Annotated in this window: 20 protein-coding genes; 12 read left to right on the top strand and 8 right to left on the bottom strand. The window is 75.1% G+C overall.

The annotated features are described in order from the left end of the window. Nucleotides 1-404 precede the first annotated feature (404 nt). The 6 genes from ABIH81_RS21985 to ABIH81_RS21960 all read left to right on the top strand — a co-directional run bounded on the left by ABIH81_RS21985 (nt 405) and on the right by ABIH81_RS21960 (nt 5,723). A complete protein-coding gene (locus tag ABIH81_RS21985; protein WP_349876778.1) occupies nt 405-1,247 on the top strand; it encodes a BTAD domain-containing putative transcriptional regulator in 843 nt (280 codons plus the stop codon). A 62-nt stretch (nt 1,248-1,309) separates the two neighbouring features. Continuing rightward, nucleotides 1,310-1,657: a TcmI family type II polyketide cyclase gene (locus ABIH81_RS21980; protein WP_349876777.1), complete on the top strand. Its 348-nt coding sequence runs from the start codon at nt 1,310-1,312 to the stop codon at nt 1,655-1,657. A 252-nt stretch (nt 1,658-1,909) separates the two neighbouring features. Next, complete coding sequence (locus ABIH81_RS21975) at nt 1,910-2,863, top strand: helix-hairpin-helix domain-containing protein (protein WP_349876776.1); 954 nt, start codon at nt 1,910-1,912, stop codon at nt 2,861-2,863. 199 nt (nt 2,864-3,062) lie between these two features. Beyond that, complete coding sequence (locus ABIH81_RS21970; RefSeq protein ID WP_349876775.1) at nt 3,063-4,265, top strand: low temperature requirement protein A; 1,203 nt, start codon at nt 3,063-3,065, stop codon at nt 4,263-4,265. A gap of 108 nt (nt 4,266-4,373) precedes the next feature. Beyond that, complete coding sequence (locus ABIH81_RS21965; RefSeq protein ID WP_013286658.1) at nt 4,374-4,580, top strand: hypothetical protein; 207 nt, start codon at nt 4,374-4,376, stop codon at nt 4,578-4,580. Nucleotides 4,581-4,760: 180 nt separating this feature from the next. Then, nucleotides 4,761-5,723, top strand: a complete 963-nt coding sequence (locus ABIH81_RS21960) for a TIGR03557 family F420-dependent LLM class oxidoreductase (protein WP_349876774.1) — start codon at nt 4,761-4,763, stop codon at nt 5,721-5,723. Nucleotides 5,724-5,731: 8 nt separating this feature from the next. Here ABIH81_RS21960 and ABIH81_RS21955 read toward each other — a convergent pair whose 3' ends face one another. From ABIH81_RS21955 to ABIH81_RS21940, 4 genes are all read right to left on the bottom strand, one after another. After that, on the bottom strand, nt 5,732-7,828 hold the full coding sequence (locus ABIH81_RS21955) for an amino acid transporter (RefSeq protein ID WP_349876773.1): 2,097 nt from the start codon (nt 7,826-7,828) through the stop codon (nt 5,732-5,734). Nucleotides 7,829-7,891: 63 nt separating this feature from the next. Next, nucleotides 7,892-8,341: a hypothetical protein gene (locus ABIH81_RS21950; RefSeq protein ID WP_349876772.1), complete on the bottom strand. Its 450-nt coding sequence runs from the start codon at nt 8,339-8,341 to the stop codon at nt 7,892-7,894. 96 nt (nt 8,342-8,437) lie between these two features. Further along, nucleotides 8,438-9,208: a DUF5995 family protein gene (locus ABIH81_RS21945; RefSeq protein ID WP_349876771.1), complete on the bottom strand. Its 771-nt coding sequence runs from the start codon at nt 9,206-9,208 to the stop codon at nt 8,438-8,440. 114 nt (nt 9,209-9,322) lie between these two features. After that, nucleotides 9,323-12,262, bottom strand: coding sequence for an AAA family ATPase (locus ABIH81_RS21940; RefSeq protein WP_349876770.1), 2,940 nt, complete (start codon nt 12,260-12,262; stop codon nt 9,323-9,325). 267 nt (nt 12,263-12,529) lie between these two features. Between ABIH81_RS21940 and ABIH81_RS21935 the strand changes: the two genes are divergently transcribed. Further along, on the top strand, nt 12,530-14,602 hold the full coding sequence (locus tag ABIH81_RS21935) for an adenylate/guanylate cyclase domain-containing protein (protein ID WP_349876769.1): 2,073 nt from the start codon (nt 12,530-12,532) through the stop codon (nt 14,600-14,602). A gap of 77 nt (nt 14,603-14,679) precedes the next feature. Here ABIH81_RS21935 and paaI read toward each other — a convergent pair whose 3' ends face one another. Next, nucleotides 14,680-15,087: a hydroxyphenylacetyl-CoA thioesterase PaaI gene (gene paaI / locus ABIH81_RS21930; RefSeq protein WP_349876768.1), complete on the bottom strand. Its 408-nt coding sequence runs from the start codon at nt 15,085-15,087 to the stop codon at nt 14,680-14,682. A gap of 1 nt (nt 15,088) precedes the next feature. After that, nucleotides 15,089-16,396 carry a phenylacetate--CoA ligase PaaK gene (gene paaK, locus ABIH81_RS21925; protein WP_349876767.1) on the bottom strand — a complete coding sequence of 436 codons (1,308 nt, stop codon included), beginning with the start codon at nt 16,394-16,396 and terminating at the stop codon, nt 15,089-15,091. Between the two features lie 289 nt (nt 16,397-16,685). Here paaK and ABIH81_RS21920 point away from each other — a divergent pair, with 289 nt between their 5' ends. Next, nucleotides 16,686-17,156 (top strand): CrcB family protein, encoded by a 471-nt coding sequence (locus ABIH81_RS21920; protein WP_349876766.1) that lies wholly within the window; start codon nt 16,686-16,688, stop codon nt 17,154-17,156. A gap of 37 nt (nt 17,157-17,193) precedes the next feature. Beyond that, nucleotides 17,194-17,556: a CrcB family protein gene (locus ABIH81_RS21915; protein ID WP_349876765.1), complete on the top strand. Its 363-nt coding sequence runs from the start codon at nt 17,194-17,196 to the stop codon at nt 17,554-17,556. A gap of 17 nt (nt 17,557-17,573) precedes the next feature. Here ABIH81_RS21915 and ABIH81_RS21910 read toward each other — a convergent pair whose 3' ends face one another. Both ABIH81_RS21910 and ABIH81_RS21905 read right to left on the bottom strand, forming a co-directional pair. Then, nucleotides 17,574-17,906, bottom strand: a complete 333-nt coding sequence (locus tag ABIH81_RS21910; RefSeq protein ID WP_349876764.1) for a hypothetical protein — start codon at nt 17,904-17,906, stop codon at nt 17,574-17,576. A gap of 88 nt (nt 17,907-17,994) precedes the next feature. Beyond that, nucleotides 17,995-19,254, bottom strand: coding sequence for an MFS transporter (locus ABIH81_RS21905; protein WP_349876763.1), 1,260 nt, complete (start codon nt 19,252-19,254; stop codon nt 17,995-17,997). 117 nt (nt 19,255-19,371) lie between these two features. Between ABIH81_RS21905 and ABIH81_RS21900 the strand changes: the two genes are divergently transcribed. The 3 genes from ABIH81_RS21900 to ABIH81_RS21890 all read left to right on the top strand — a co-directional run bounded on the left by ABIH81_RS21900 (nt 19,372) and on the right by ABIH81_RS21890 (nt 21,899). Beyond that, nucleotides 19,372-20,361, top strand: a complete 990-nt coding sequence (locus ABIH81_RS21900; protein ID WP_349876762.1) for a LacI family DNA-binding transcriptional regulator — start codon at nt 19,372-19,374, stop codon at nt 20,359-20,361. A gap of 91 nt (nt 20,362-20,452) precedes the next feature. Next, a complete protein-coding gene (locus tag ABIH81_RS21895) occupies nt 20,453-20,926 on the top strand; it encodes a nitroreductase family deazaflavin-dependent oxidoreductase (RefSeq protein WP_349876761.1) in 474 nt (157 codons plus the stop codon). Between the two features lie 145 nt (nt 20,927-21,071). After that, nucleotides 21,072-21,899, top strand: coding sequence for a DUF3153 domain-containing protein (locus ABIH81_RS21890; RefSeq protein WP_349876760.1), 828 nt, complete (start codon nt 21,072-21,074; stop codon nt 21,897-21,899). Nucleotides 21,900-22,029: the final 130 nt, after the last annotated feature.

Genomic DNA, 22,029 nt, shown 5'->3' with positions numbered 1-22,029 from the left:
GCCTCCTGCACGTCCCGGTGCGCGGCGAACCGGTCGCGCCGCACGGATTGCCACACGGTCGCGCCGACTGCGTCTACCGGGCGTCAACCGGGCCCCATCGCGCCACAAACATGGTGACGCTGCGTTGACGCAAGCTGTGCGCGAGCTATGGGAAGATCGCCTTCCGGTTTTCGGTTGACGACACTTTTTCGCAGATCACAGGCGTATTACCGAGCCCACTACGGACAGTCAGGTGACCGACCGGCCGTTGACTGAGAGTAACAGGCATTGATATTCTGCGTCTCGGTCAGCCCGGCCACGGTGGAGGTTCCCGACCGCGGCGGAGGCGTTCCGACACCGGCGTCGCGGGCGACGGGCCGGGAGACGGATGTCGGGACGAAGGTTCCGGTGCTGGGGGGTGCGCCGTGTCGGGTGGATCGAGAATGCCGACGGCGGGCGAACCCGCGCCCCGGGTGTCACTGCACCTGCTCGGCGGCTTCCAGCTGCTGCACGACGACACGCCGGTGGTCGTACCCCGGGGGTTGCAGCGCGTCATCGCGCTGATCGGCCTGCGCCCGGCAGCGACCCGCAGTCACCTCGCCGGGCTGCTGTGGCCCGAGACGCCGGAGGAGCGGGCGCTGTCGTCGCTGCGTACCGCGCTGTGGCGGCTGCGGCAGGATCCGTGCTGTCCGCTGCGCACCGACGGCGACACCGTCCGCCTCGGACCCACCGTCCGCCTCGACGTGGACGACCTGGTGGAGACCGCGGCGCTGGTCCGCGAGGGCGCCGTGCCGCGCGGCGCCGCCGGCGCCGGCCGCCACGACCTGCTCCCCGGCTGGTACGACGACTGGGTGCTGCTGGAACGCGAACGGCTGCGCCAGCTGCGCCTGCACATGCTCGAGGAACTCGCCGGCAACCACCTCGCCGCCGGACGGCACGGCGAGGCGCTGGAGGCGGCGCTGGAGGCGATGGCCGCCGAACCGCTGCGGGAGACCCCGCACCGCCTGGTGGTCCGCATCCACCTGGCCGAGGGCAACGCGTTCGAGGCGGTCCACTCCTTCTACGTCTACCGGGATCTGCTCCTGCGCGAACTGCGCCTGGAACCGTCCCCGGCGATGACCGCGCTGCTCGACGACACCCTCGCGCCGATCCGCCGGGCCAGCCGCCCGGAGCCGCCGCCGCGCCGCACGGACCGGACCGCAAAACCGGCACCGCGCGCCCCCACCGCGCCGTCGCCACCACCATCAATGCCCCGGAGTACGCGGTGACGGCGAGGTGACAGCACGACCGGCACCGTGAGGCCAGCACCACGGCGGCGAGAGGGGTCACGATGAGTCGACTGTTGGTGGTCAGCCGGATCGTGCCGGGCGCACAGGGACGGGTGGCGCAGATCTTCGCCGAGGCCGACGCCACCGAACTGCCCCACCTCACCGGCGTCCGGCACCGGTCGCTGTACTACCTGCACGACCTGTGCGTCCATCTGATGGAGACCGTCGACGTCGTCCCCGGGCTGACCGCGGAACTGCGCGACAACCCGCTCTACGAGCAGGTGAACAAGCGGCTCTCCGCGCACACCTCCCCGTACCTGCCGACCTGGCACTCCCCCCGCGACGCCGTGGCCGGCTGCTTCTACAGCTGGGACGCCGCCGCCACACCCGCGCCCGACCGGATCCACTGACCGGCCACGGGCGACGGACGGGGCGCCCCGGAACCACGCACGGCACCCAGGTTCCGGGGCGTCTCCCTGCCCTCCGAAGCCGCTCGACCCCGGTCTCCGGCACACGCTCGGTCATCCTCCGGCCACCGGCCGACACCGCCGGTCCCACCGTCGCGGCCCGGCGCCGGGCTGCCTGTCGTGCGCCGCGCACGTGTGCGAAGCTGCCCCGAGTCTTTCGCCACCGTCGTGCACGTACATAGAAGGAGGTTGGCCATGCCGTCGAGCTTCGGGCAGTGGCTGTTCGTGATACTGGCCCTGCTCATCGGAGTCGGCGCCGGCTGGGTGTTCTTCGGCCGCCGGCCCGGCGCCCCGGTGACGCCCACGGTGGAGAACGCACCCGAGGTGACCGCCACCGTGGACGAGCCGCGCCCGGTCGCGGTGGTCGACGAGCCCCCGGCGACCGCCACGGTGGCCGAGCAGCCCGCGCCCACCGAGACGGCGGCCGCCGAGCCGGCCGTCGCCACCGCCGCCCGTACCGCGGACGAGCCGGAGGCGCCCTCGACGACCGCGTCCGAGCCGGTGTCCTCCCCCGCCGTGTCCGAGTCCGCCGACTCCGAGCCGGCGCTCGTCGCCGAGTCGGAGCCGTTCGCGGTGGAGCCGGAGCGCGCGCCCGTCGCCGTGCCGGCGCAGTCGACGCCCGCCGGCGAGCCGGAGGCAACGACCTCGGCTGCTGATTCGGCCACGGCGGAGGCAGCGCCGTCGCCGGTCGAGACCGCCGAGCAGGTCGAGACGGCCGAGCCGTTCAAGGTGGCCGAGCCGGTCGAGACGGCCGAGCCGGTCGAGGCGGCCGGGCAGGTCGCGCCGGTCGAAGCCGCTGAGACCGCCGAGCCCGGCACGACGGCCGAGCCGGTCGCCGCCGCGCCCGCCGTGGTGCCCGCGCCGCGGACCTCGGCCGAGAACGACGTGCCGGCGGACGCGGCCGGGGACGCGCCGGACGACTTCCGGCGTATCCAGGGCATCGGGCCGAAGATGGCCGCCGCGCTCCAGGACGCCGGGATCCGCACCTACCGGCAGCTCGCCGAGCTGGACGAGGCCGCGCTGCGGCAGACCGTGAAGGCCGCCGGGCTGCGCGCCGCGCCCGGTGTCGCCTCCTGGCCGCAGCAGGCCAAGGTGCTCGCGGGTGCCCCGGCCGACGCCGAGCGGGTGCTGCCGGCGAGCGCCGAGTAGTCCGCAACCGCGTTCCGGGCCGGTGGTGACTGTGGTCGCCACCGGCCCGGCGCGTTCCGCGGGCCGGCCCGGAGCCACGGCAGAGGTGACCGGCGGGGCGTTTATGCCGGAAAGCCGACCGGGCGGGGACGGGCGTCGTTACCGTCGGTGAGGGGCCGGGACGGCCCGCCGCGCGTACCGCCACCCGCAGGAGCATCTCGTGCCCACCGCAGCGCCGGAGCCCGCCGGCCGGCGACCGCCGGTTCGCGATCCGGAGGCGCCGCGCCGGGTGACGCTGCTGGAACTCTTCTTCGACCTGGTCTACGTGGTCGCGCTCGCGTTGATCTCGCGCAACCTGATCGGGTCGGTGACCTGGGAGCGGGCCGCCGAGTCCCTGGTCATGCTGATGGCGATCTGGTGGACCTGGGCGATCACCACGCTGGTCACCGATCTCTACGATCCGCAGCGCACCGAGATCAAGCTGCTGATCGTGGCCGTGATGTTCGGCGCGCTGCTGATGACCACGGCCATCCCGGAGGCGTTCGGCTCCCGGGGGCTGGTGTTCGCCGGCACCTACGTGGCGATCCATCTCGGACGCGGGCTGTTCCTGATGCCCGCCGTGCGCCGGCACACGCAGACGAGCCGCCGCGCCATCCGTATCTTCGTCTGGTTCGCCGTGTCGGCGGTGCCCTGGCTGGCCGGCGCGCTCGCCGCGCACGGCACCGCCCGGCTGTGGTTCTGGGCCGGTGCCCTGGCCATCGACTATCTGGGGTTCCGGCTGGCGTACCCGGTGCCCGGGCTGGGCGCGGTGCCCGACGCCCAGCGCAACGTCACCGCCGAGCATCTGTCGGAGCGGTACCAGCAGTTCTTCATCATCGCGCTCGGCGACGCCGTGCTGGTCGCGGGCACCGTGTTCAGCGCGCACCACTCCGAGGCGGAGAACCTGGCCGCCTTCGCCACCGCGTTCGCCACCACGCTGCTGTTCTGGCGCATCTACGTGCACAAGTCCGGTGAGCTGCTGCCGAACGCCATCGCCCGGTCCGCCCAGCCGGGCCGGTTCCTCAACACCGCGCCGTACACCCATCTGCTGATGGTGGCCGGCGTGGTGACCACCGCGGCGGGCTTCGACCTGGTCCTGCTGGAGCCGACCGGCCACACCCCGCCGGCCTGGCTGGCGGTGATCCTCGGCGGCCCGGCGCTGTTCCTGACCGGCCGGGCCGCGTTCGAGTACGAAGTGTTCAGCCGGGTGTCGTCGTCCCGGCCCGGCGGGGTGCTGGCGCTGCTCACGATCGCCCCGGCCGGGTTCTTCCTCGCGCCGGTCTACGCCTCGGCCGGGGCGATGCTGGTGCTGGCCGGGGTGGCGTGCGCCGACTACCGCCGCAGCCGGGGCCGCCCGCCGGAGGAGCCGATGCCGCCGCACTGAGGTAATCGGAATCGGCCGTGCCGGAGCGGCTGCGCCGTTTGGCGGATCACCCGCACGGGGTACATGGCCTCCACCTCGAATCCACCACAACCCCAGTGGAGGCAACTGATGCGCGGCACCTCGATAGTCGGCGTCCTGGTCGTCATCTGGCTCATCATCGGCGCCATCGCCGCCGGTCAGCGCGGCTACTACGGCAACGACGAAACCAACTGCGCGGAGGCGGGCACGATCCTGGTCACCATCGTGGCGGGCCCGTTGAACTACATCGGCGCCAACCCGAAGGTGGACTGCAAGCTCCCCGAGCCGTCGAAGTAGGCCACCACCCCCGTACTCCTTCCCGGCCCGCGCCCGCCCCGGCGAGCGCGGGCCGTTCCGTGCCCGCGGCGCGTGCGTCACGACCGCTGCGGCGTCCTAGGAGGCTGGGTTTCGCGTGGTTTGCGTGCCGGACCGGTGGGAACGGCAGCGGTTCGCCGACGACGGAACGGAGAACCGGGCATGCGGATCGGCTACAAGCTCGCCTCGGAGGCGTTCGGGCCCCAGGAACTCATCCGGCAGGCGGTCCGGGCCGAGGAGGCCGGCTTCGACTTCGTCGAGATGAGCGACCACTACCACCCCTGGCTGGAGGTGCAGGGGCACTCCTGCTTCACCTGGAGCGCGCTCGGCGCGATCGCCGCCCGCACCACCACCCTCGGCCTCGCCACCGGGGTCACCTGCCCGTCGGTCCGCTACCACCCGGCGATCGTCGCGCAGGCCGCCGCCACCATGGCGCTGATCTCCGGCGGGCGGTTCACGCTCGGGGTGGGCGCCGGCGAGCGGCTCAACGAGCACGTCGTCGGGCAGGGGTTCCCCAGCATCCGGGGGCGGCACGAACGGCTGCGCGAGGCGTTGGAGATCATCCGGCTGCTCTGGCAGGGCGGATACCGCTCGTACGACGGCCGGCACCTGAAGCTGGAGGACGCCCGGATCTGGGATCTGCCCGACCAGCCGCCGGTGATCGCCGTGGCCGCCAGCGGCCGGGAGTCGGCCGGTCTCGCGGCCGAGCTGGGCACCGGGCTGTTCGCCACCGAGCCGAAGGCGTCGATCGTCGACCAGTACCGCAACGCCGGCGGCCAGGGCCCGCGCTACGCCGAGGTGCCGATGGCCTGGGCCGCCGACGAGGAGTCGGCGGTCCGGGCGGCCCGGGAGACCAGCCGCTGGGCGATCACCGGCTGGAAGGTGATGAGCGAGCTGCCCAACCCGGTGAACTTCGACGCCGCCACCGCCTGGGTCGAGGACCACCACATCCGGCAGCAGTTCTCCGTCGGTCCGGACGCGGCGCCGCATGTGGAGAAGGCGCGGACGTACGTCGAGGCCGGCTTCGACCACATCGTGCTCCAGGACGCCGGCCCGGACCCGGACGGCTTCCTGGACTTCTGCGCCCGCGACCTGCTCGCCCGGGTCCGCGCGCTCGGGTCGTAGCCCGCGCCTCAGCCGCCGACGTGGATGCCGGGGCGGCGGGTCGGGTCCGGCTCGGACTTGCGGATGATCTCCCGCACCACGGGTGGGGTGTCGCCCCGGCCGAGGATGAGGTAGCGCAGCAGGTGCGCGATCGGGTTCCCCTCCGACCACTCGAAGTGGCAGTGCGGGCGGACGCCCGTCGCGTCGCGCAACGCCAGCAGGATCGCGGCTATCGCGTTCGGCGCGGCCGGGCTGCTGGCGCGCAGGATCCGGTATCCGCCGGACTCCACGCCGTGCACCCGCAGCACCTGGCTGAACTGGGACGGGTCGCTCACGTCGATCTCCAGGAACAGCACGTCGGCGGCGCCGGGCACCGGGTTCATCGACCGTTGCGCCCGCTCCTTGACCCGGTACTCCTTGACCGACCCGCTCTGCCGCTTGTTGGCGATGAGGTGCAGCCGCCCGTCCCGGGCCACTGATTCGTCGACGAAGCGGCGGGCCGCCCCGTCGAACTCGATCCGCTCGGCGCGCAGCTCGGTGGTCCGGGTGACCCGGGAGATCAGCGACACCGCGACGATCCCGGCGATGAAGAACCCGGAGATGGTGATGCCGTCCGGCTTCTCCACCACGTTCTCCACCAGCGCGTACAGCAGCACGGCGGTGAGCAGCGCGAACCCGGCCGCGGCGGCACGGTTGCGGGCGCGCAGCGCCGCGATGGTCACCGCTATCGCGCCGGAGACCATCATCGCGAGGATGCCGGTGGCGTACGCGCCGGCCTGGGCGTTCACGTCGGCGGCGAAGGCGATCGTGATGGCGATGCTGATCGCGGTGTAGACCAGCACCACCGGGCGCACCGCCCGCCCCCATTCCGGCGCCATGCCGTACGACGGCAGGTAGCGGGGCACGATGTTGATCAGCCCGGCCATCGCCGAGGCGCCGGCGAACCAGAGGATGAGCACACTGCTGATGTCGTAGACGGTGCCGAACGCCTCGCCGAGGTGCTCGTGGGCGAGGAACGCCAGCGCCCGGCCGTTGGCCGGCCCGCCGGGCTCGAACGCCTCGGGCGGGATCAGCACGGTGGTCACGAACGTGGTGGCGATCAGGTAGACCGACATGATCAACGCGGCGGCGGTGAGCAGCCGCCGGGTGTTGCGGATCCGGGCGTCGAGCCGCCGCTGCGCGTCCTCGCCCTCGCCGCGCACCAGCGGCATCATGCTCACCCCGGTCTCGAACCCGGACAGGCCGAGCACCAGCAGCGGGAACGCGAGCACGCTCGTGGCCAGGACGTCGCCGGGCCCGCCGGTGTCGGCCAGCCGGCCGGTCCAGTCGCCGAGCAGGCCCGGGTCGGCCACGACCTCGGCCACCCCGGCGACCACCACCACCGCGTTCAACGCCAGGAAGGCCACCACCAGCGGGATGGCGACCTGCACGGCCTCGCTGAACCCGAGCAGGAACACGCCGCCGAGCACGAGCAGCAGCGCCACGGTGACCAGCACCGCCGCGGTGTCGCCGTGCGGGAACGACGCGGGCAGCACCGGGTTCTCCAGCAGGTGCACGCTGGCGTCGGCGGCGGAGAGCGTGATCGTGATGATCCACGAGGTGGCGACGAAGCCGAGCAGCACCAGCACGAAGACCTTGCCGCGCCAGAACGGCAGCAGCCGCTCCAGCATGGCCACCGAGCCCTGCCCGTGCGGGCTCTCCCGGGCCACCCGGCGGTACATCGGCAGCATCCCGAGCAGCGTGAGCGCCACGATCAGCAGCGTGGCCAGCGGGCTGAGCGCGCCGGCCGCCACGGCGGCGATGCCGGGCAGGTAGGACAGCGTGGAGAAGTAGTCGACGCCGGTCAGGCACATCACCTGCCACCAGGGGTGGGACCGGGTCTGGTGCTCGCGGATCTCCGGGCCGACCGGCTCGACCCGGTGCGCGAACAACCACCGGTGCAGCCGGCCCGCCGGCGCCGTCGGCCGCGTCGGGGCCGCCACCCGTTCCGGCAGCTCCGGTACGGTACGGCCGGCCCGCTCGGCGTGCTCGCCGTGCCGGCCGGCCCGGGCCGCCGCGGCCGCGTGTGCCTCCCGGCGCCGCTCCCGCGTACGCCTGGGCTGTTCCGCGTCCCCCGCCTGCCCCATCTGCTCCCCTTCGTCCCTATGAAGACGGTAGGGGTTGTCCCGGGCGCGACCTGGCCGAACCGGTCAAAGATCCGGTCCGCGGGCCAGCGCGTCGCGCACCGCCGCCGGGTCGGCCACTGTGACGGTGACCGCCGGGTGCCGCGGCCAGGGGCCGGGGGCCAGCGCCGGCACCGGCTCGGCGAAGCGCAGGCAGAGCCCGCCGGCCACGCTGGCGCCGAAGGTCACCCCGCCGTCGGCCAGCGACAGGTGCGGGCCGATCGCCCGCCACCAGCGGTACGGCCCGCCCAGCTCGGCCCCGGTCACGTTGCCCGGTGTGGTGCGCAGCCGCCACGGGCCGAACCGGACGACGAGCGCGTCCGGGCCCCAGTCGAGCCAGGCCGTGGCGGGCCGTACCCCGAGCAGCGCCAGCGGCAGCCGGAACGCCGGGTCGAAGCGGAACGGGAAGCGGAACGGGAAGCGGCGGACCGGGCCCGGCGGGAGCGCCCCGGGGCCGGCCGGTTCGTCTCGCGGCACGGCGGCCACGTACCCGGTGCGGCGGGCTCGACACCCGCGGGCGGCGTTCCCGCGTCCCGCGCCCGGACGGCGGGACGCGGGAACCCCCCGTCCCGGCTACTGCAGGAACGCCCCGAGGGGTGACAGCAGCAGCCGGCCGAGCAGCGCGGCGTTGTCGTCCAGCCGCGTCCGCTCACACTCGCGGGCGTCCGGGTCGTGCCGGCAGCGCCAGATCTTCTGCGCGTTGCGCCAGGCCACGTTCCGGGTGTACTCCACCAGTTCGCCCTGGTACCAGTCGTCGATGTCGCCGTTGACCATGTCGAGCATGAGTTGCCAGTTGTCCAGGTAGCCGCGGCGCAGCTCCGGGATCCGCTCGGCGAAGATCTTGTTGATCTCCAGGTAGTCGCGGTGCTGGTCGCTGCCGTCGATCGGCTCGGACTCCAGGCTGTCGAACGTGGTCACCAGCGCGAACGGCAGGTCGTAGTTGATGTGCGCGTTGACGCCCGCGGCGGCCGACGGCAGCGGCCGGGCGTCCGGGCCGCGCATCCGCTTGAACAGGCACGACCACGCCTTCGGGGTGCTCGGGCTGGAGTCGGTCCAGAACCGCAGCGCCTCGAAGTAGCGGGCCGCGAACTCCACGTCCAGCCGGGCCAGGAACGCCGGGTCGCAGAACCGGTCGTCGTACAGGCCGTCGAGCACGGTGCTGGTGATGACCAGGTAGAGCTTGTTGAAGTCGGCGAGCGGGCAGCTCTCCTCCAGCGGCGGCAGCCGGACCAGCAGATCCTGGAGCTTGGTCAGATGGTCCACGACCGCCGGCACGTCGGCGGGGTGGTCGGCGAGCAACCCGACGATGTCCTGGTGCACAGGCCCCCAGACCGGTTCGGTCATCTCTCCTCCACAACGGCCGGCGCCCCCACGACGCCACCACCCCTGTCCGCGGGACAGCCTGCCAGCCGCCGCCCGCACCGCGGATCCGTCGAACGACGTATTGCCGGCGTACGTCTACTCCGCGCCGTTGCGCAGGAAGATGGCGCTGGCCTGCACCCGCGTGCGTACCTGGAGCTTGTCGAAGATGTGCGAGACGTGGACGCCGATGGTCCGCTCGCTGATGAACAGCCGCTGGCCGATCTCCCGGTTGGTCAGCCCCTCGGCGACGGCGGCGAGCACCTCCCGCTCCCGCGCGGTGAGCGTCGCCAGCTCGTCCACCGCCGGCCCGGCGGGCGCCGCCGCCCGCTGCCGGGGCACCGGCGCGGGGTCCGGCGCGGCGTCCAGGGTCACCCGGGCCCGCGAGGCGATGGTACGGATCTCCGCGGTCAGCGGCACCGCGCCGAGCGACTGGGCCATCGCGTACGCACGGTGCAGCAGCTTGCCCGCGGTGGCCACCCGGCTGCGGCGGGCCAGCAGCGCCTCGGCCTGCCGCAACCGGGAGTACGCGGCCGGGTAGGGGTGATTGCGCCGGTCCCACTCGAGCGCGGAGCGCTCCCACAGCGCGGGATCGCCCCGGCCGTCGTCGAGCCGGCTCAGCTCGGCGTCGCAGAGCGCCAGGAACCCCTCGGCGACGTAGCGCACCGGTGCGCCCGCCTTGGCGCTCTTGCCGGTCACCCGGTCGACCACCTCGCGCAGCCGGCGCACCGCGTTCGGGTCCACCTCGATCGTGCGGCTGGCCGCCGCCTCGGCCTCCGCGCGCAGCCCGTGCCAGGCCAGCGTGGCCAGCACGATCACGTCGTCGGAGCGGCTCTCGGTCAGGCCCCGCTGCACCGCCTGCCGGGCCAGGTCGTGCCGGCCCTGCCACATGGCCAGGCCGGCCCGGAGGATGAGCATCGGCAGCACGTGCCGGGCGCCGCCGCCGGCGAGCACCGTCGCGACCGCCTCCAGGTCACGGTCGGACGCCTCGACGTCGCCGTACCCGACGGAGAGCCGGCACCGGGCCAGCAGCAGCTCGACCGCGTCGGCCCCGGACGGGCGGTGCCGCAGCGCGGCGGCGACGACCTTCTCCGCCTCGGCCCACTGCCCCACCCGGAACAGCCCGTTGGTCGCCACCGCCAGCAGCCGGGTCTCCCAGGTGCGGCCGAGCCCCAGCTCGGCGACCCGGTCGGCGCCCCGGCGGGCCACCACCACCCCCTCCTCGAGGATGTTCAGCGGCCCGGTGAGCAACTCGGCCAGGTGCAGGTACGCGCAGGCCACGTCCTCCGGCCGGCCGGACCGCTCGGCGGTGTCCAGCGCCTGGCGCATCACCGCCAGGCCGGCGGCCGGATCCTCCAGGAACGCTTCGCTGAACCCGAGCGCGGCGCTGGCCATCACCACCTCGGAGGTGGTGCCGGGGACGTCGGCGGCGAGCGCGAGGGCCTCCCGGGCCTGGTCGCCGGCCTCGGCGTAGCGGCCCAGGTGCAGCAGCAGCTCGGCCAGCCGGGCGGCGGCGGTGCACCGCTCCCGCGGCGTGCAGTCGGGCGAGTCCAGCACCCGCCGGTACTCCTGCTCGGCGGGGGCCGAACGGCCGGCCGCGGCCAGGTAGCGGGCCCGGCGGATGCGCAGCGCGCAGACCGGCGGGCCGGACGGGTCGTCGGCCAGCTCCTCCAGCAGCGTGAGGGCGCGGGCGTGCTCACCGCTGTGGTGCGCGGTCTCGGCGGCGTGGCTGAGCAGCTCGGCCCGGTCCACCTCGACCGGCTCGGGCCGCGCCCCGTCCGGCAGGACGCCGGCCGGCTCGGTGGCCAGGGTCAGCGCCGCGGACCAGTGGCGGTGCGCCTCGGCGTACCCGTGCAGCCGTTCCGCCTCGCGGGCGGCGGCCATCGCGGCGGGCAGCGCCCGGGCCGGCTCGCCCGCGTGCCGCCAGTGGTGGGCCAGCCGGGCCTGGTGCAGCTCGGCCGGTACGGCGGTGAGCGCCTCGGCGTATCGGCGGTGCAGCGCGGCCCGCTCGGCGGGCAGCAGCTCGTGGGCCAGGACCTCGGCGACCAGCCGGTGGCGCAGCCGGTAGCCGTCGTCGGCGCCGACGAGCAGGCGGTGCGCGACCGCCTCGCGGACCGCGTCGAGCAGCTCCTCCTCGGGCAGCCGCACCACCTGGGCCAGCAGCCAGTGCTCGACCGGCTCGACGCCCACCGCCACCGCGTGCACCACCGCGTGCGCCGGCTGGGGCAACGCGTCGACCCGGTCGAGGAACACCTCGCGCAGCGTGTCGGACAGGCCGTCGCGGCCGTCGCGCCGGTCGCGGGCCAGTTCCTCCACCACGAACGGGTTGCCGCCGCTGCGCTGCCAGAGCTGGTCGGCGGCCTCCGGCGGCAGCGGCGCGCCGACCACGGCGGCGGCCAGTTCGCCGGTGGCGGACCGGTCCAGCGGCAGCAGGTCGATCACCCGCACCGAGCGCAGCCGGCGCAGCTCGGTGAGCACCCGGCGCAGCGGGTGCGCGCCGCGCAGCGATTCGGCCCGGATCGCGGCCAGCACCGAGAGCTGGAGGTCGCCGAGCCCGGCCAGCAGGTAGAGCAGGAGCTGCCGGGTGCTGCGGTCGACCCACTGTAGATCGTCGAGGACGAGCACCAGCGGCCGTCCGCCGGCCACCACGTGCAGGCCCTGAGCGACGCGTTCCAGCAGTGCGCCCGCGCCGTCCGGGCCGGGGGTCTCCTCGTCGAAGACCTGCAACACCCCGCGGATCGCCGACGTGGTGCGCGCCTGCGCCTGCTCGGTGTCGAGCCGGCGCAACGCCTGCCGTACCGGGTGCAGCGGCGAGGCGTCTCCGATGTCGAGGCAGGTGCCGGTGAGCACCAGGGCGCCGGCCTGCCGCAGCTGCTCGCCGACCTCGGTCAGCAGGCGGGTCTTGCCCACCCCGCTCTCTCCGGTGAGGAACACCGCGCCGGTCTGCCCGGGCCGTAGGTCGTCGAAGAGCGCCGACCGCAGCGTCGCCATGGTCCCGGTACGGCCGACGAGCGGTGCCGTGTCCACGTCGCTGGCCATGGCACGCAGCCTAGTCACAGCTCCCCGCACCGTTCTACGGCCTCGGGGCCGGACTCGTACCTCTCGCGTCGACTACACGACTAATGGTTGCGGGTGCCCGACATACGTCGTCCTACCGATCCCCCGAGGACCCGGTGGTGAAAGTCTGCTGAGGTCGTCGGGCACCACGATCGGGAAAGGGTGGGTGCGATGTTGATCACCACGCCCGCAGGGAGTCGGGAAGCCGTCATCGCGGCGTGCCGGCCGGTGCCCGAGGAACGACGTACCGTGACCGTCCTCTTCGTCGACATCGTCGGCTCGACCCGGCTGGTCGAGCGGCTCGACCCGGAGGACTTACGCGCGTTGCAGCGCGCCTACTTCGGCACCGTCGCCGCCGTGCTGCGCCGCTGGCGGGGCGTGGTGGAGAAGTACGTCGGCGACGCGGTCATGGCGCTGTTCGGCGCGTCCGGTTCGGACGGTCTCGACGCGTACCGGGCGGTGCGGGCCGGGCTGGACATCCAGGCCGCGCTGGAGCGGCGGCATCCGGCCGGCGTCCGGCTGCGCGTGCGGGTCGGGGTGGCGACCGGCGAGGTGCTGCTGGACCTGGCCGGGGTCCGCGACGGCGGCCACGGTGCGGCCAGCGGCGCGGTGATCACCACGGCGGCCCGCCTCCAGGAGCACGCGCCGCCGGGCGGGGTCGTGGTCTGCCCGGTCACCCGGACCGCGGTGGCCGGCCTGGTCGAGCAGCGTCCACTCGCCACCATGACGCTCGCCGGCAAGGCGCTCCCGCTGGACGTGTGGCGGGTGACCGGGGCGGCCGGGAGCATGCCGGCCCGGCACCGCGTCCCGCTCGTGGGCCGCCGCCGCGAGCTGGCGAGCGCGGCCGACGAGGTGACCCGGGCGCTGCGCGAGCGGCGTGCCCGGTGGATCTCACTGGTCGGCCCGCCGGGCAGCGGCCGCAGCCGCCTGCTGCACGAGGTGACCCGCGCGGTGTCGCAGGTGGACGGCGTGCCGGTGCGCCGCCGGGTGACGGCCTGCCCGCCGTACCCGTGCGGGGAGCTGGCGCCGCTGGCCGACCTGGTCCGTCCCCGGCCGGACGGGACGGTCGCCGACGGTCCGGGCGGCGTGCTCGCCGCGTTCCTCGCCGCGCCGGACGACGACACGGTGGCGGCCCGCGCCGTGGTCGCCTGCCGCGAGGCGCTGCTCGGCCTGGCCGCCGGCGCGCCGGTGGTGGTCGCGGTGGACGACCTGGACCGGGCCGCCCCGGCGCTGCGCCGGTTCCTGCACCAGCTCCACGTGGCGGCGGGTGAGCGGGGACTGCCGCTCGCGGTGGTCACCACGTGCGGCTCCGGCTCGGCCGACCCGCTGCCCGCACCGGCGCGGCGGATCCCGGTGGAGCCGCTGGACCCGCTGGACACCGGGCGGCTGCTGCGGCACCTGCTCGACCGGGCCGGGCGGCCGGCCGCGCTCGCCGCGCGGCTGCTTCCGCTGGCCGGCGGCAGTCCGGCGGTCGCGACCGCGTACGCGTCGGCGGATCCGTCCGGCGAGCCGGGTGGCGTACCGGCCGCCGTGCGCCGCCTGGTGGACGCCCGGCTGGACCGGCTCGACGGTACGCACCGGGCGGTGCTGCTGGCCGGCGCCGCCCGGAGTGGCCCGGTCGTGGCCGCCGTGGTGGAGGCGATGCTCGGCTGGCCGGCCGGCCGGGCCGAGCCGCTGCTGCGGGCGCTGGCGGCGGCGGGGCTGGTACGCCCGGTCACGGCCGGCGGCTGGGCGATCGACGCGCTGGTGGCGCGGGTGGCCGCGCTGCGGCTGTCCCGTGCGGTACGCGCGGACTTCGCCCGCCGCCTGCGCGCCGCGAGGGACACCGCTGCCGGCCGGGTGCCGGGAGCGGGAGCCGGCGTCCCGTCCCGGGTCGCCGGCGAGCGGGAGGTCTGCCCGCTCGGGGCGGGACGGCCGCGCCGGTCGGGTGGAGGGGCCCGACCGGCGCCCGTCCCGCCGGACCGGCTCGATCGCTCCGACCCGCTCCGTCCGGTGCCCGGGGATCCGGTCCTCGCCCAGCCCGGACGGGCCGGCGCGGTCCGGGCGGTGCCCGGGCAGCCGGGGCAGCCGGCGCGCGCCGGACCGGCGACGGCCGGCGCGACGCGGACCGTCGCGGACGCGGCGGAGCGGCCGGGGTGGCGGAGCGGCCCGTCACCCGCGGTCACCGGCCCGCCACCTGTGGCTCCGGAGTGGCCCGGGCAGCGGACCGGCCCGCCACCTGTGGCTCCGGCCTGGCCCGGGCGGACCGGTCCGCCCGGGCGGGCGGGCCGGAACCGGCGAAGAACCGAGCCCGGCGGGCACGCGCTCGGGCTGGCCGCATGAGCGTGACGTCCGGGCCGGAGCGGGCACGGGGCCACTCCGGCCCGGACGTCACCCGGCGGGCGGGACGGGCGGGCGGATCAGTCGCGGGCGATGGTGCGGCTGCGTCCCCGGAACTCGGCCACCACCTCGTCGCCGCGCCGCACCGTCACGTCGTAGATGCCGCTGCGGCCGTGCCGGACCCGTTCGGTGGCGTACGCCTCCAGCAGATCGCCCTCGCGTACCGGGCGCAGGAAGCTGATCTCGCCGCCGGCCGCCACGGTGGCCGGGCCGTGGCTGTTGCAGGCGAGCGCGAAGGCGGTGTCGGCGAGCAGGAACACGAATCCGCCGTGCCCGATCGCGTGCCCGTTGAGCATCGACGGGGTGACCCGCATCCGGGCCACGGCCGCGCCGTCACCGGCCGAGACGAGTTTGATGCCGAGCCCTTTGGACGCCACGTCGGCGTCGAACATGTCGTGCGCCGCGGTACGGCCGCCGTCACCGGCCATCTCAGGACTCCCGCCGCTGGTCGACGATGCGGCGCATCTTGCCCATCGAGCGTTCCACCCCGTCCGGCTCGATCACCCGTACCGCCACCGACACCCCGATGGTGTTCTTGACCTGCTCGACCAGCGTCGCGCCGGCCCGCTGCGCCTCGTCGGCGGCGGCGCCCGCCCGGCGCTCCACGTGGACGGTGAGCGTGTCGAGCCGTCCCCGCCGGTCGAGCACGCACTGGAAGTGCGGCGACAGGGCCGGGGTACGCAGGATCAGCTCCTCGATCTGGGTCGGGAAGACGTTCACCCCCCGGACGATCATCATGTCGTCGGTACGCCCGGTGATCTTCTCGATCCGCCGCATCGGGCGGGCGGTGCCGGGCAGCAGCCGGGTCAGGTCGCGGGTGCGGTAGCGGACCACCGGCATGGCCTCCTTGGTCAGCGAGGTCAGCACCAGCTCACCCCGCTCCCCGTCGGGCAGCACCTCCCCGGTGACCGGGTCGATGATCTCCGGGTAGAAGTGGTCCTCCCAGAGGTGCAGGCCGTCCTTGGTCTCCACGCACTCGACCGCCACACCCGGCCCCATCACCTCGGACAGGCCGTAGATGTCGAGCGCGTGCATGTCCAGGCGCTGCTCCAGCTCGCGGCGCATGTCCTCGGTCCACGGCTCGGCCCCGAAGATCCCCACCCGCAGCGAGGTGGCGCGCGGGTCGACGCCCTGGCGTTCCATCTCGTCGACGATGGCGAGCATGTAGCTCGGCGTCACCATGATGACCTCCGGTTCGAGGTCGCGGATCAGCATCACCTGACGCTCGGTCATGCCGCCGGAGACCGGGACGACCGTGCAGCCCAGCTCCTCGGCGCCGTAGTGCGCGCCGAGGCCGCCGGTGAACAGCCCGTAGCCGTACGCGACGTGCACCCGGTCGCCGCGGCGGCCCCCGGCGGCCCGGATCGAGCGGGCCATCAGCTTGGCCCAGGTGTCCAGGTCGGCTCGGGTGTAGCCGACCACTGTGGGACGGCCGGTGGTGCCGGAGGAGGCGTGCAGCCGGGCGACCCGCTCGCGGGGCACCGCGAACATGCCGAACGGGTAGTTCTCCCGCAGCTCCGCCTTGGTGGTGAACGGGAAGAGGCCCAGGTCGGCCAGCTCACGCAGGTCGTCCGGGTGCGCGCCGAGGGCGTCGAACGCGCGCCGGTAGTGGGGCACGTTGTCGTACGCGTGCCGCAGCGAGTGCCGCAGCCGGTCCAGTTGCAGCGCACGCAGCTCGTCGACGCCGATCCGCTCGACGGGATCCAGCTCCTCCGGACGAGGGGTGCGGTCCTGCACGGTGACCTCCTGGTACGAGGGTGGCCCGACGCCGCCCACCGTACGCCCGCCCCCGCCCGCTCCCCCGCGCCTCCCCCCGCGATCTTGCGCTTGCTGCCCCTCGGATGCCGGGAATGTCCGGTCCGCCGGGGCGGAACCTGCAAGATCGCGGGGGCGGGGGCGGGGGCGGGGGCGGGAGGGAGGGGGTTATGCTCCCGGTGGCGGTGGGGCCCGCCGTTCCGGCGGGTGCCGGGAGAACCGCGACGTCGCCAACGGTTCCTGCCAGTGACGAGTCCTGGTGGGAGGTGCCGTGTCCGATCCCCGCGTCGATCCGGACGTCGACCTGCGCGTACCGGCGGACCGGACGGAACTGTCCGCGCACCCGGCGGCGGTGCTCGGCGTGATCGCCGCCGGTGGCGTGCTCGGCGCGCTGGCCCGGGCCGGCACCCAGGCCGCCGTGCCGCACCAGCCCGGCGGCTTCCCCTGGGCCACGTTCGCCGTCAACGTCACCGGCTGCCTGCTCATCGGGGTGCTGATGGCGGTGCTCGCCGCCCGCCCCGCCCGCCCGCTGACCCGGCCGTTCCTCGGCGTCGGCGTGCTCGGCGGGTTCACCACGTTCTCCGCGTACGCGGTCGACGCGCAGCGGCTGCTGACCGACGGCGCGGCCGGTACGGCGGGCGCATACCTGGCCGCGACGGTGCTCGCCGCGCTGGCGGCGGTCGCGGCCGGGGACACGGTGACCGCCCGGCTGCTGGCCGCCCGGGACGGGAGCCGACGGTGACCGTCCTGCTGCTGCGCGTCCGGAAAGCGGCGGACCGATGACGGTCCTGCTGATCGCGCTCGGCGCCGCGATCGGCGCCCCGCTGCGCTACCTGACCGACCGGGCGGTGCAGGCCCGGCACGGCTCGCCGTTCCCGTGGGGCACGCTGGCCGTCAACGTGGCCGGATCGGTGCTGCTCGGCGGCCTGCTCGCGGCACCCGTCGGCGCGGGCGTGACCGCGCTGGCCGGCACCGGCTTCTGCGGCGCGCTGACCACCTGGTCCACGCTCAGCTACGAGACGTTGCGCCTGGCCCGCACCGGGCAGCGCCGCCTCGCGTACGCGAACGTGGCGCTCAGTGTGGTCGCGGGGCTCGGCGCGGCGTTCCTGGGCTACGCGGCCGTCACCGCGCTGAGCGGCTGACCGCGCCGGTCAGCCGCTCAGCGGGCCCGGCGCTCCGGGTGGGCCCGGTTCCACGCCCGCATCCGCTCCGGGTAGCCGGTGCGGGCCGCCTCGTACAGCGGCACCGCGTGCTTCTGGGCGATCTTCCCGGCGACCCGGGGCGAGCCGGTACGGCGGCGGATCCACTCGCCGTCGTGCGCGATGGCGACGACAGTGGTGTCGGTGGCGGTGGTCTCCGGTTCCAGGTAGAACTCGACCCCGCGCCGGCTGGTGACGAACGCCTCCAGCTGCGCCAGGTCCTCCTTGTCCGCCTCGCGGTCGAGCTTCGTGGGCGTCGCCGGGTCGGCGGCCCGGCGGCTGAACCAGCCCATGCCCGCCTCCTCTCCTCGCGTTCGCTCCAGTGCAGCACGCCCGCCTGGCAGGCGGCTGGGGAGCGCGGTGGGAGTCGGCTGGACCGGCTCAGCCGGCCTTCGCCGCCGGGGCGCCGGCCTGCGCGTCCGGGGCGGCGGGACGCTCCCGCAGCACCGGCACCAGCGCGAGCGTGGGCAGCAGGAGCAGCGGCACCACGCCGAGCGCGGACAGCACCCCGAAGTGGTCGCCGAGGAAGCCGAGCAGCGGCGGCCCGGCGAGGAAGGCGGTGTAGCCGATCACGGCCACCACGCTCACCCGGGCCGGTGCCTTGTCCTCGTCGTCGGCGGCGGCGCTCATCCCGACCGGGAAGCCGAGCGACGCGCCGATGCCCCACAGCGCCACGCCGGCCACGGCGAGCGGGCCGGAGCCGGCCAGCACGGCGAGCGCGGCGCCGGCGGACGCCATCGCGATGGTCGCGAACAGCACCGGCACCCGTCCCCACCTGTCGATGGCGATCGTGCCGACGGTGCGGCCGAGCGTCATGCCCACCACGAAGACGCCGAACACGGCGGCGCCGACGGCCTCGTCGACCCCGTACCCGTCCACGAACGCGACCGCGAGCCAGTCGTTGGCGCTGCCCTCGGTGAACGCCATGACCAGCACGAGCAGCCCGATCAGCAGGGTGCGGGGCTCGCGCCAGGCGGCCAGCAGCGCCCGCCGCCGGGCCGCCGGCTGCCCGTCGCCGGCCGCCTCGGCCGGTGCGGCGAGGAACGCCCGGGCGCCGACCAGCGTGCCGGCCAGGACCAGCACCGACAGGACCGGCAGGTGCACCCCGACGGGTACGCCGAAGTGCGCGGCGCCCGCGCCCAGCCCGGCCCCGGCCACCGAGCCGAGGCTCCAGGCGGCGTGGAACCGGGGCAGGATGGTGTAGCCGAGGCGCTTCTCCACCGCCGCGCCCTCGACGTTCATCGCCACGTCGCACATGCCGGAGCCGAAACCGAACGCGGCGAGCCCCAACCCGACGCCGACGACCGATCCGGCCAGGCCGGCGGCGAGACCGGCCCCGGTCAGGCCGAGCGCGACGAGCACCACCGAGACGGCCACCGTGCGCGTCGGCCCGAGCCGCTGGGTGACCAGGCCGGCGGTCGGCATGGCCAGCAGGGAGCCCGCGGACACGCAGAGCAGCAGCAGGCCGAGCCGGCCCGGGCTGAGGTCGAGCGCGTCCTGGGCCGCCGGGACGCGGGAGAACCAGCTCGCCACCGCGAGCCCGTTGAGGGCGAAGACGACGGCGACGCCGTTGCGGGCGGTCAGCACCGCCCGGGGCGCCGGTGGCCGCTTCCCGGCCGGCGCGTCGATGGTGCTGCTCACGGTGCGGTGATCCCTTCCCCCGTCTGGTCCCGACGACAATCGCACACCTGAGAGCGCTTCCACCACAAGCGCCGTCACGGCTTCGCCCATCCGCGCCGGAGCAGGCATGATGCGGACATGGGTACGCCGACCGCACGTCCCGCCACCCTCGACGACGTGGCCCGCGACGCCGGGGTGTCCCGGGCCACCGCCTCCCGGGTGCTCGGCGGCTACGGGTTCACCTCGCCGGACGCCCGCGCCCGGGTGCGGGCCGCCGCCGAGCGCCTCGACTACGTGCCGGACCTCGCGGCCCGGGCGCTGGTGCGCGGGGCCGGGGTACGCCTGGTGGTGGCGGTGGTGGGCCGCGACGGCACGGTGCTGGACGACCCGTACGTGCACCGGGTGGTGAGCGCGGCGTCGCGGGTGTGCGCGCCGCACGGCGTCGGCGTGGCGCTGGAGTGGCTGCCGCTGGCCGACCCGTCCGGGCTGGCCCGGCTCGGCGCGGACCGGGGCGTCTGCGGCGTGATCCTGGTCAACACCACCCAGGCGGCGCTGGACGCGGTGCCGCCGAGGCTGCGCGGCCGGGTCGCCTCGATCGGCCAGGGCTCGGCGACGGTGCCGTCGTTCGACGTCGACAACGCCGGTGGGGCGGGCGAGGTGCTGCGTCACCTGTACGCCACCGGCCGTCGCCGCATCGTCATGGTCACCGGGCCGCGCTGGCTGAGCTGCGCCGAGCGCTCGGTCACCGCGTACCGGGAGCTGATGCGGGAGTCCGGGTCGCCGGAGCGGCTGGTCACCGGCGACTTCACCGCGGCACGGGGCGGCCGGGCGGTGCTGGAGGCGCTGCGCCGGTGGCCGGACGCCGACGCGATCTACGCGGCCAGCGACGCCACCGCGTTCGGGGTGATCGCCGCGCTGCGCGGGCGCGGCGTGGGGGTGCCGCACGACGTGGCGGTGGCCGGGTTCGACGACCTGCCGTACGCGGCGATCAGCAGCCCGCCGCTGACCACGGCGACCCATCCGGTCGACCGGATCGCCACCGCGGCGGCCACGGCCGTGCTGACGCACGCGCCGGTGGCCCCGAGCACCGCGTTCCCGTCGACGCTCGTCACCCGGGAGAGCGCCTGACCGGCCGCCCGGCCCGGTCCCGTCCGGGCCGTCCGGCCCTGGCCGTCGCCCCCGCGCCGTCCGCTAATGGAGGGCGGGGAAGGGAGTTCCGATGCGACGGTGGCGACCCACGAGATGGATGTACCGGGGCGGCCGGCCGAACCGGCTGGCCCGGATGTTGAACGCGCTGTCGGCCTGGCAGTACGGCGCCGGCCTCGCCCCGCGGCACTGGGTGACGATGGAGGTGCCGGGCCGTCGCACCGGCCGGACCGTCTCGGTGCCGATCGTGGTCGCCGACCTCGACGACGAGCGGTACGTGGTGTCGATGCTCGGCGCGGGGGCCAACTGGGTGGCGAATGTGCGCGCCGCGGACGGTCGGGTGGTGCTGCGCCGTCGCGGCCGCGAGCCGGTCCGGCTGGTCGAGGTGCCGGTGGCGCAGCGGCCACCGGTCCTGCGCCGGCACCTGGCGCTCGCCCCGGGCGCCCGGGCGCACGTGCCGGTGGACCGGCACGCCCCGCTCGCCGACTTCGCCCGGGTCGCCGCCGGGATTCCGGTCTTCCGGATCGTGCCGGCGGGGACCCGGTGAAAGCGCCCGGGCACAAAACTCCAGAATATCGAGCGCGACGGTTTCCCGGGGTCGGCCGAATGGGAGCGACGGCCGGTAAGATCGGCGACACGAAGGCGGCTGATCGCTGACTGTCGCGCCCGCCGCGGTCGCCCACACTTGCCGCATGAATACGAGACTCCGCCGCAGCCGGGCATTCGGCCTCGCGGTGTGTCTCGCCCTCGTGGCGATATTGAGCGGCTGCATGCAGCTCAACCTCGGGCTGACCGTGAACGACGACGACACGGTCTCCGGTCAGCTCCTGCTCACCGCGCCGAAGTCCGTGCTCAAGCAGCGGAACCCGGACCCGGCGGTGGCGTTCGCCGAACTGCGGCCGAACATTCCCTCACTTCCGCCCGGAGCGGAGACCCGGTACGAGGACGCCACCTCGTACGGCATTCAGATCACGTACCGGAAAACGCCGCTGGCGCAATTCACGAGCGAAAGCGTGAATCTTGTCCGGGACGACGATCTCTATCGCTTCTCGCTCCCGCTGGACCCGAAGAAATACGGCGGCAAGTTCGGGCAGCAGGATCCGCGCCAGCAGCAGGCGTTCATGACCTTGATGGCGTTCGAGATCTCGGTGACGTTCCCCGGCCGGGTGCTCGACACCAACGGCACCGTCACCGGACGCTCGGTCAGCTGGAAGGTGGTCGCCAACCAGCCGAAGCCGGCCGAGTTGCGCGCCGTCGCCGAGGCGCCCCCGCCGCCCGCCACCAGCCCGGCCGCCGTGGTGACCGGGAACGGTTCCTTCCCCTGGCTGCCGGTCGTCGCCGGCGTGGTCGTCCTGCTGCTGGTCGTCGCCGTGGCGGTCGTGCTGCTGCTGCGGCGACGCTCCCGCGGAGCCGTTCCACCCGCGGCAACGACCACCGGCCCGGCCCCGGCCGGCACCGGCGCCCCGCCCGCACCCGACGCCCCGGCCGCGCCGGCACCTCCCGCCGGTCCGCCGGCCTGAGCCCACCGACCACCGACGGCGCCCGGCGCCGGCGGCCCACCAGCACACCGGGCGGAACCCGGGGTCAGTGACCCGGACGCCGCCGCACCATCCCACCCCGACCGCACCACCGCACCGTGGAAAGAGGGGG

Origin of the sequence: Micromonospora sp. HUAS YX12, assembly GCF_040215685.1 — a bacterium.
Lineage (GTDB): Bacteria > Actinomycetota > Actinomycetes > Mycobacteriales > Micromonosporaceae > Micromonospora > Micromonospora tulbaghiae.
Note: the sequence above shows the minus strand (reverse complement) of the source record. Positions and strands in the feature narration are given on the sequence as shown.

Bases quoted from the DNA above. Each gene is read 5' to 3' on its own strand.
- ABIH81_RS21980 (WP_349876777.1), top strand. From the start codon at position 1,310: ATGAGTCGACTGTTGGTGGTCAGCCGGATCGTGCCGGGCGCACAGGGA.
- ABIH81_RS21975 (WP_349876776.1), top strand. From the start codon at position 1,910: ATGCCGTCGAGCTTCGGGCAGTGGCTGTTCGTGATACTGGCCCTGCTC.
- ABIH81_RS21965 (WP_013286658.1), top strand. From the start codon at position 4,374: ATGCGCGGCACCTCGATAGTCGGCGTCCTGGTCGTCATCTGGCTCATC.
- ABIH81_RS21960 (WP_349876774.1), top strand. From the start codon at position 4,761: ATGCGGATCGGCTACAAGCTCGCCTCGGAGGCGTTCGGGCCCCAGGAA.
- ABIH81_RS21955 (WP_349876773.1), bottom strand. From the start codon at position 7,828: ATGGGGCAGGCGGGGGACGCGGAACAGCCCAGGCGTACGCGGGAGCGG.
- ABIH81_RS21945 (WP_349876771.1), bottom strand. From the start codon at position 9,208: ATGACCGAACCGGTCTGGGGGCCTGTGCACCAGGACATCGTCGGGTTG.
- ABIH81_RS21940 (WP_349876770.1), bottom strand. From the start codon at position 12,262: ATGGCCAGCGACGTGGACACGGCACCGCTCGTCGGCCGTACCGGGACC.
- paaI (WP_349876768.1), bottom strand. From the start codon at position 15,087: ATGGCCGGTGACGGCGGCCGTACCGCGGCGCACGACATGTTCGACGCC.
- ABIH81_RS21915 (WP_349876765.1), top strand. From the start codon at position 17,194: ATGACGGTCCTGCTGATCGCGCTCGGCGCCGCGATCGGCGCCCCGCTG.
- ABIH81_RS21910 (WP_349876764.1), bottom strand. From the start codon at position 17,906: ATGGGCTGGTTCAGCCGCCGGGCCGCCGACCCGGCGACGCCCACGAAG.
- ABIH81_RS21900 (WP_349876762.1), top strand. From the start codon at position 19,372: ATGGGTACGCCGACCGCACGTCCCGCCACCCTCGACGACGTGGCCCGC.
- ABIH81_RS21895 (WP_349876761.1), top strand. From the start codon at position 20,453: ATGCGACGGTGGCGACCCACGAGATGGATGTACCGGGGCGGCCGGCCG.
- ABIH81_RS21890 (WP_349876760.1), top strand. From the start codon at position 21,072: ATGAATACGAGACTCCGCCGCAGCCGGGCATTCGGCCTCGCGGTGTGT.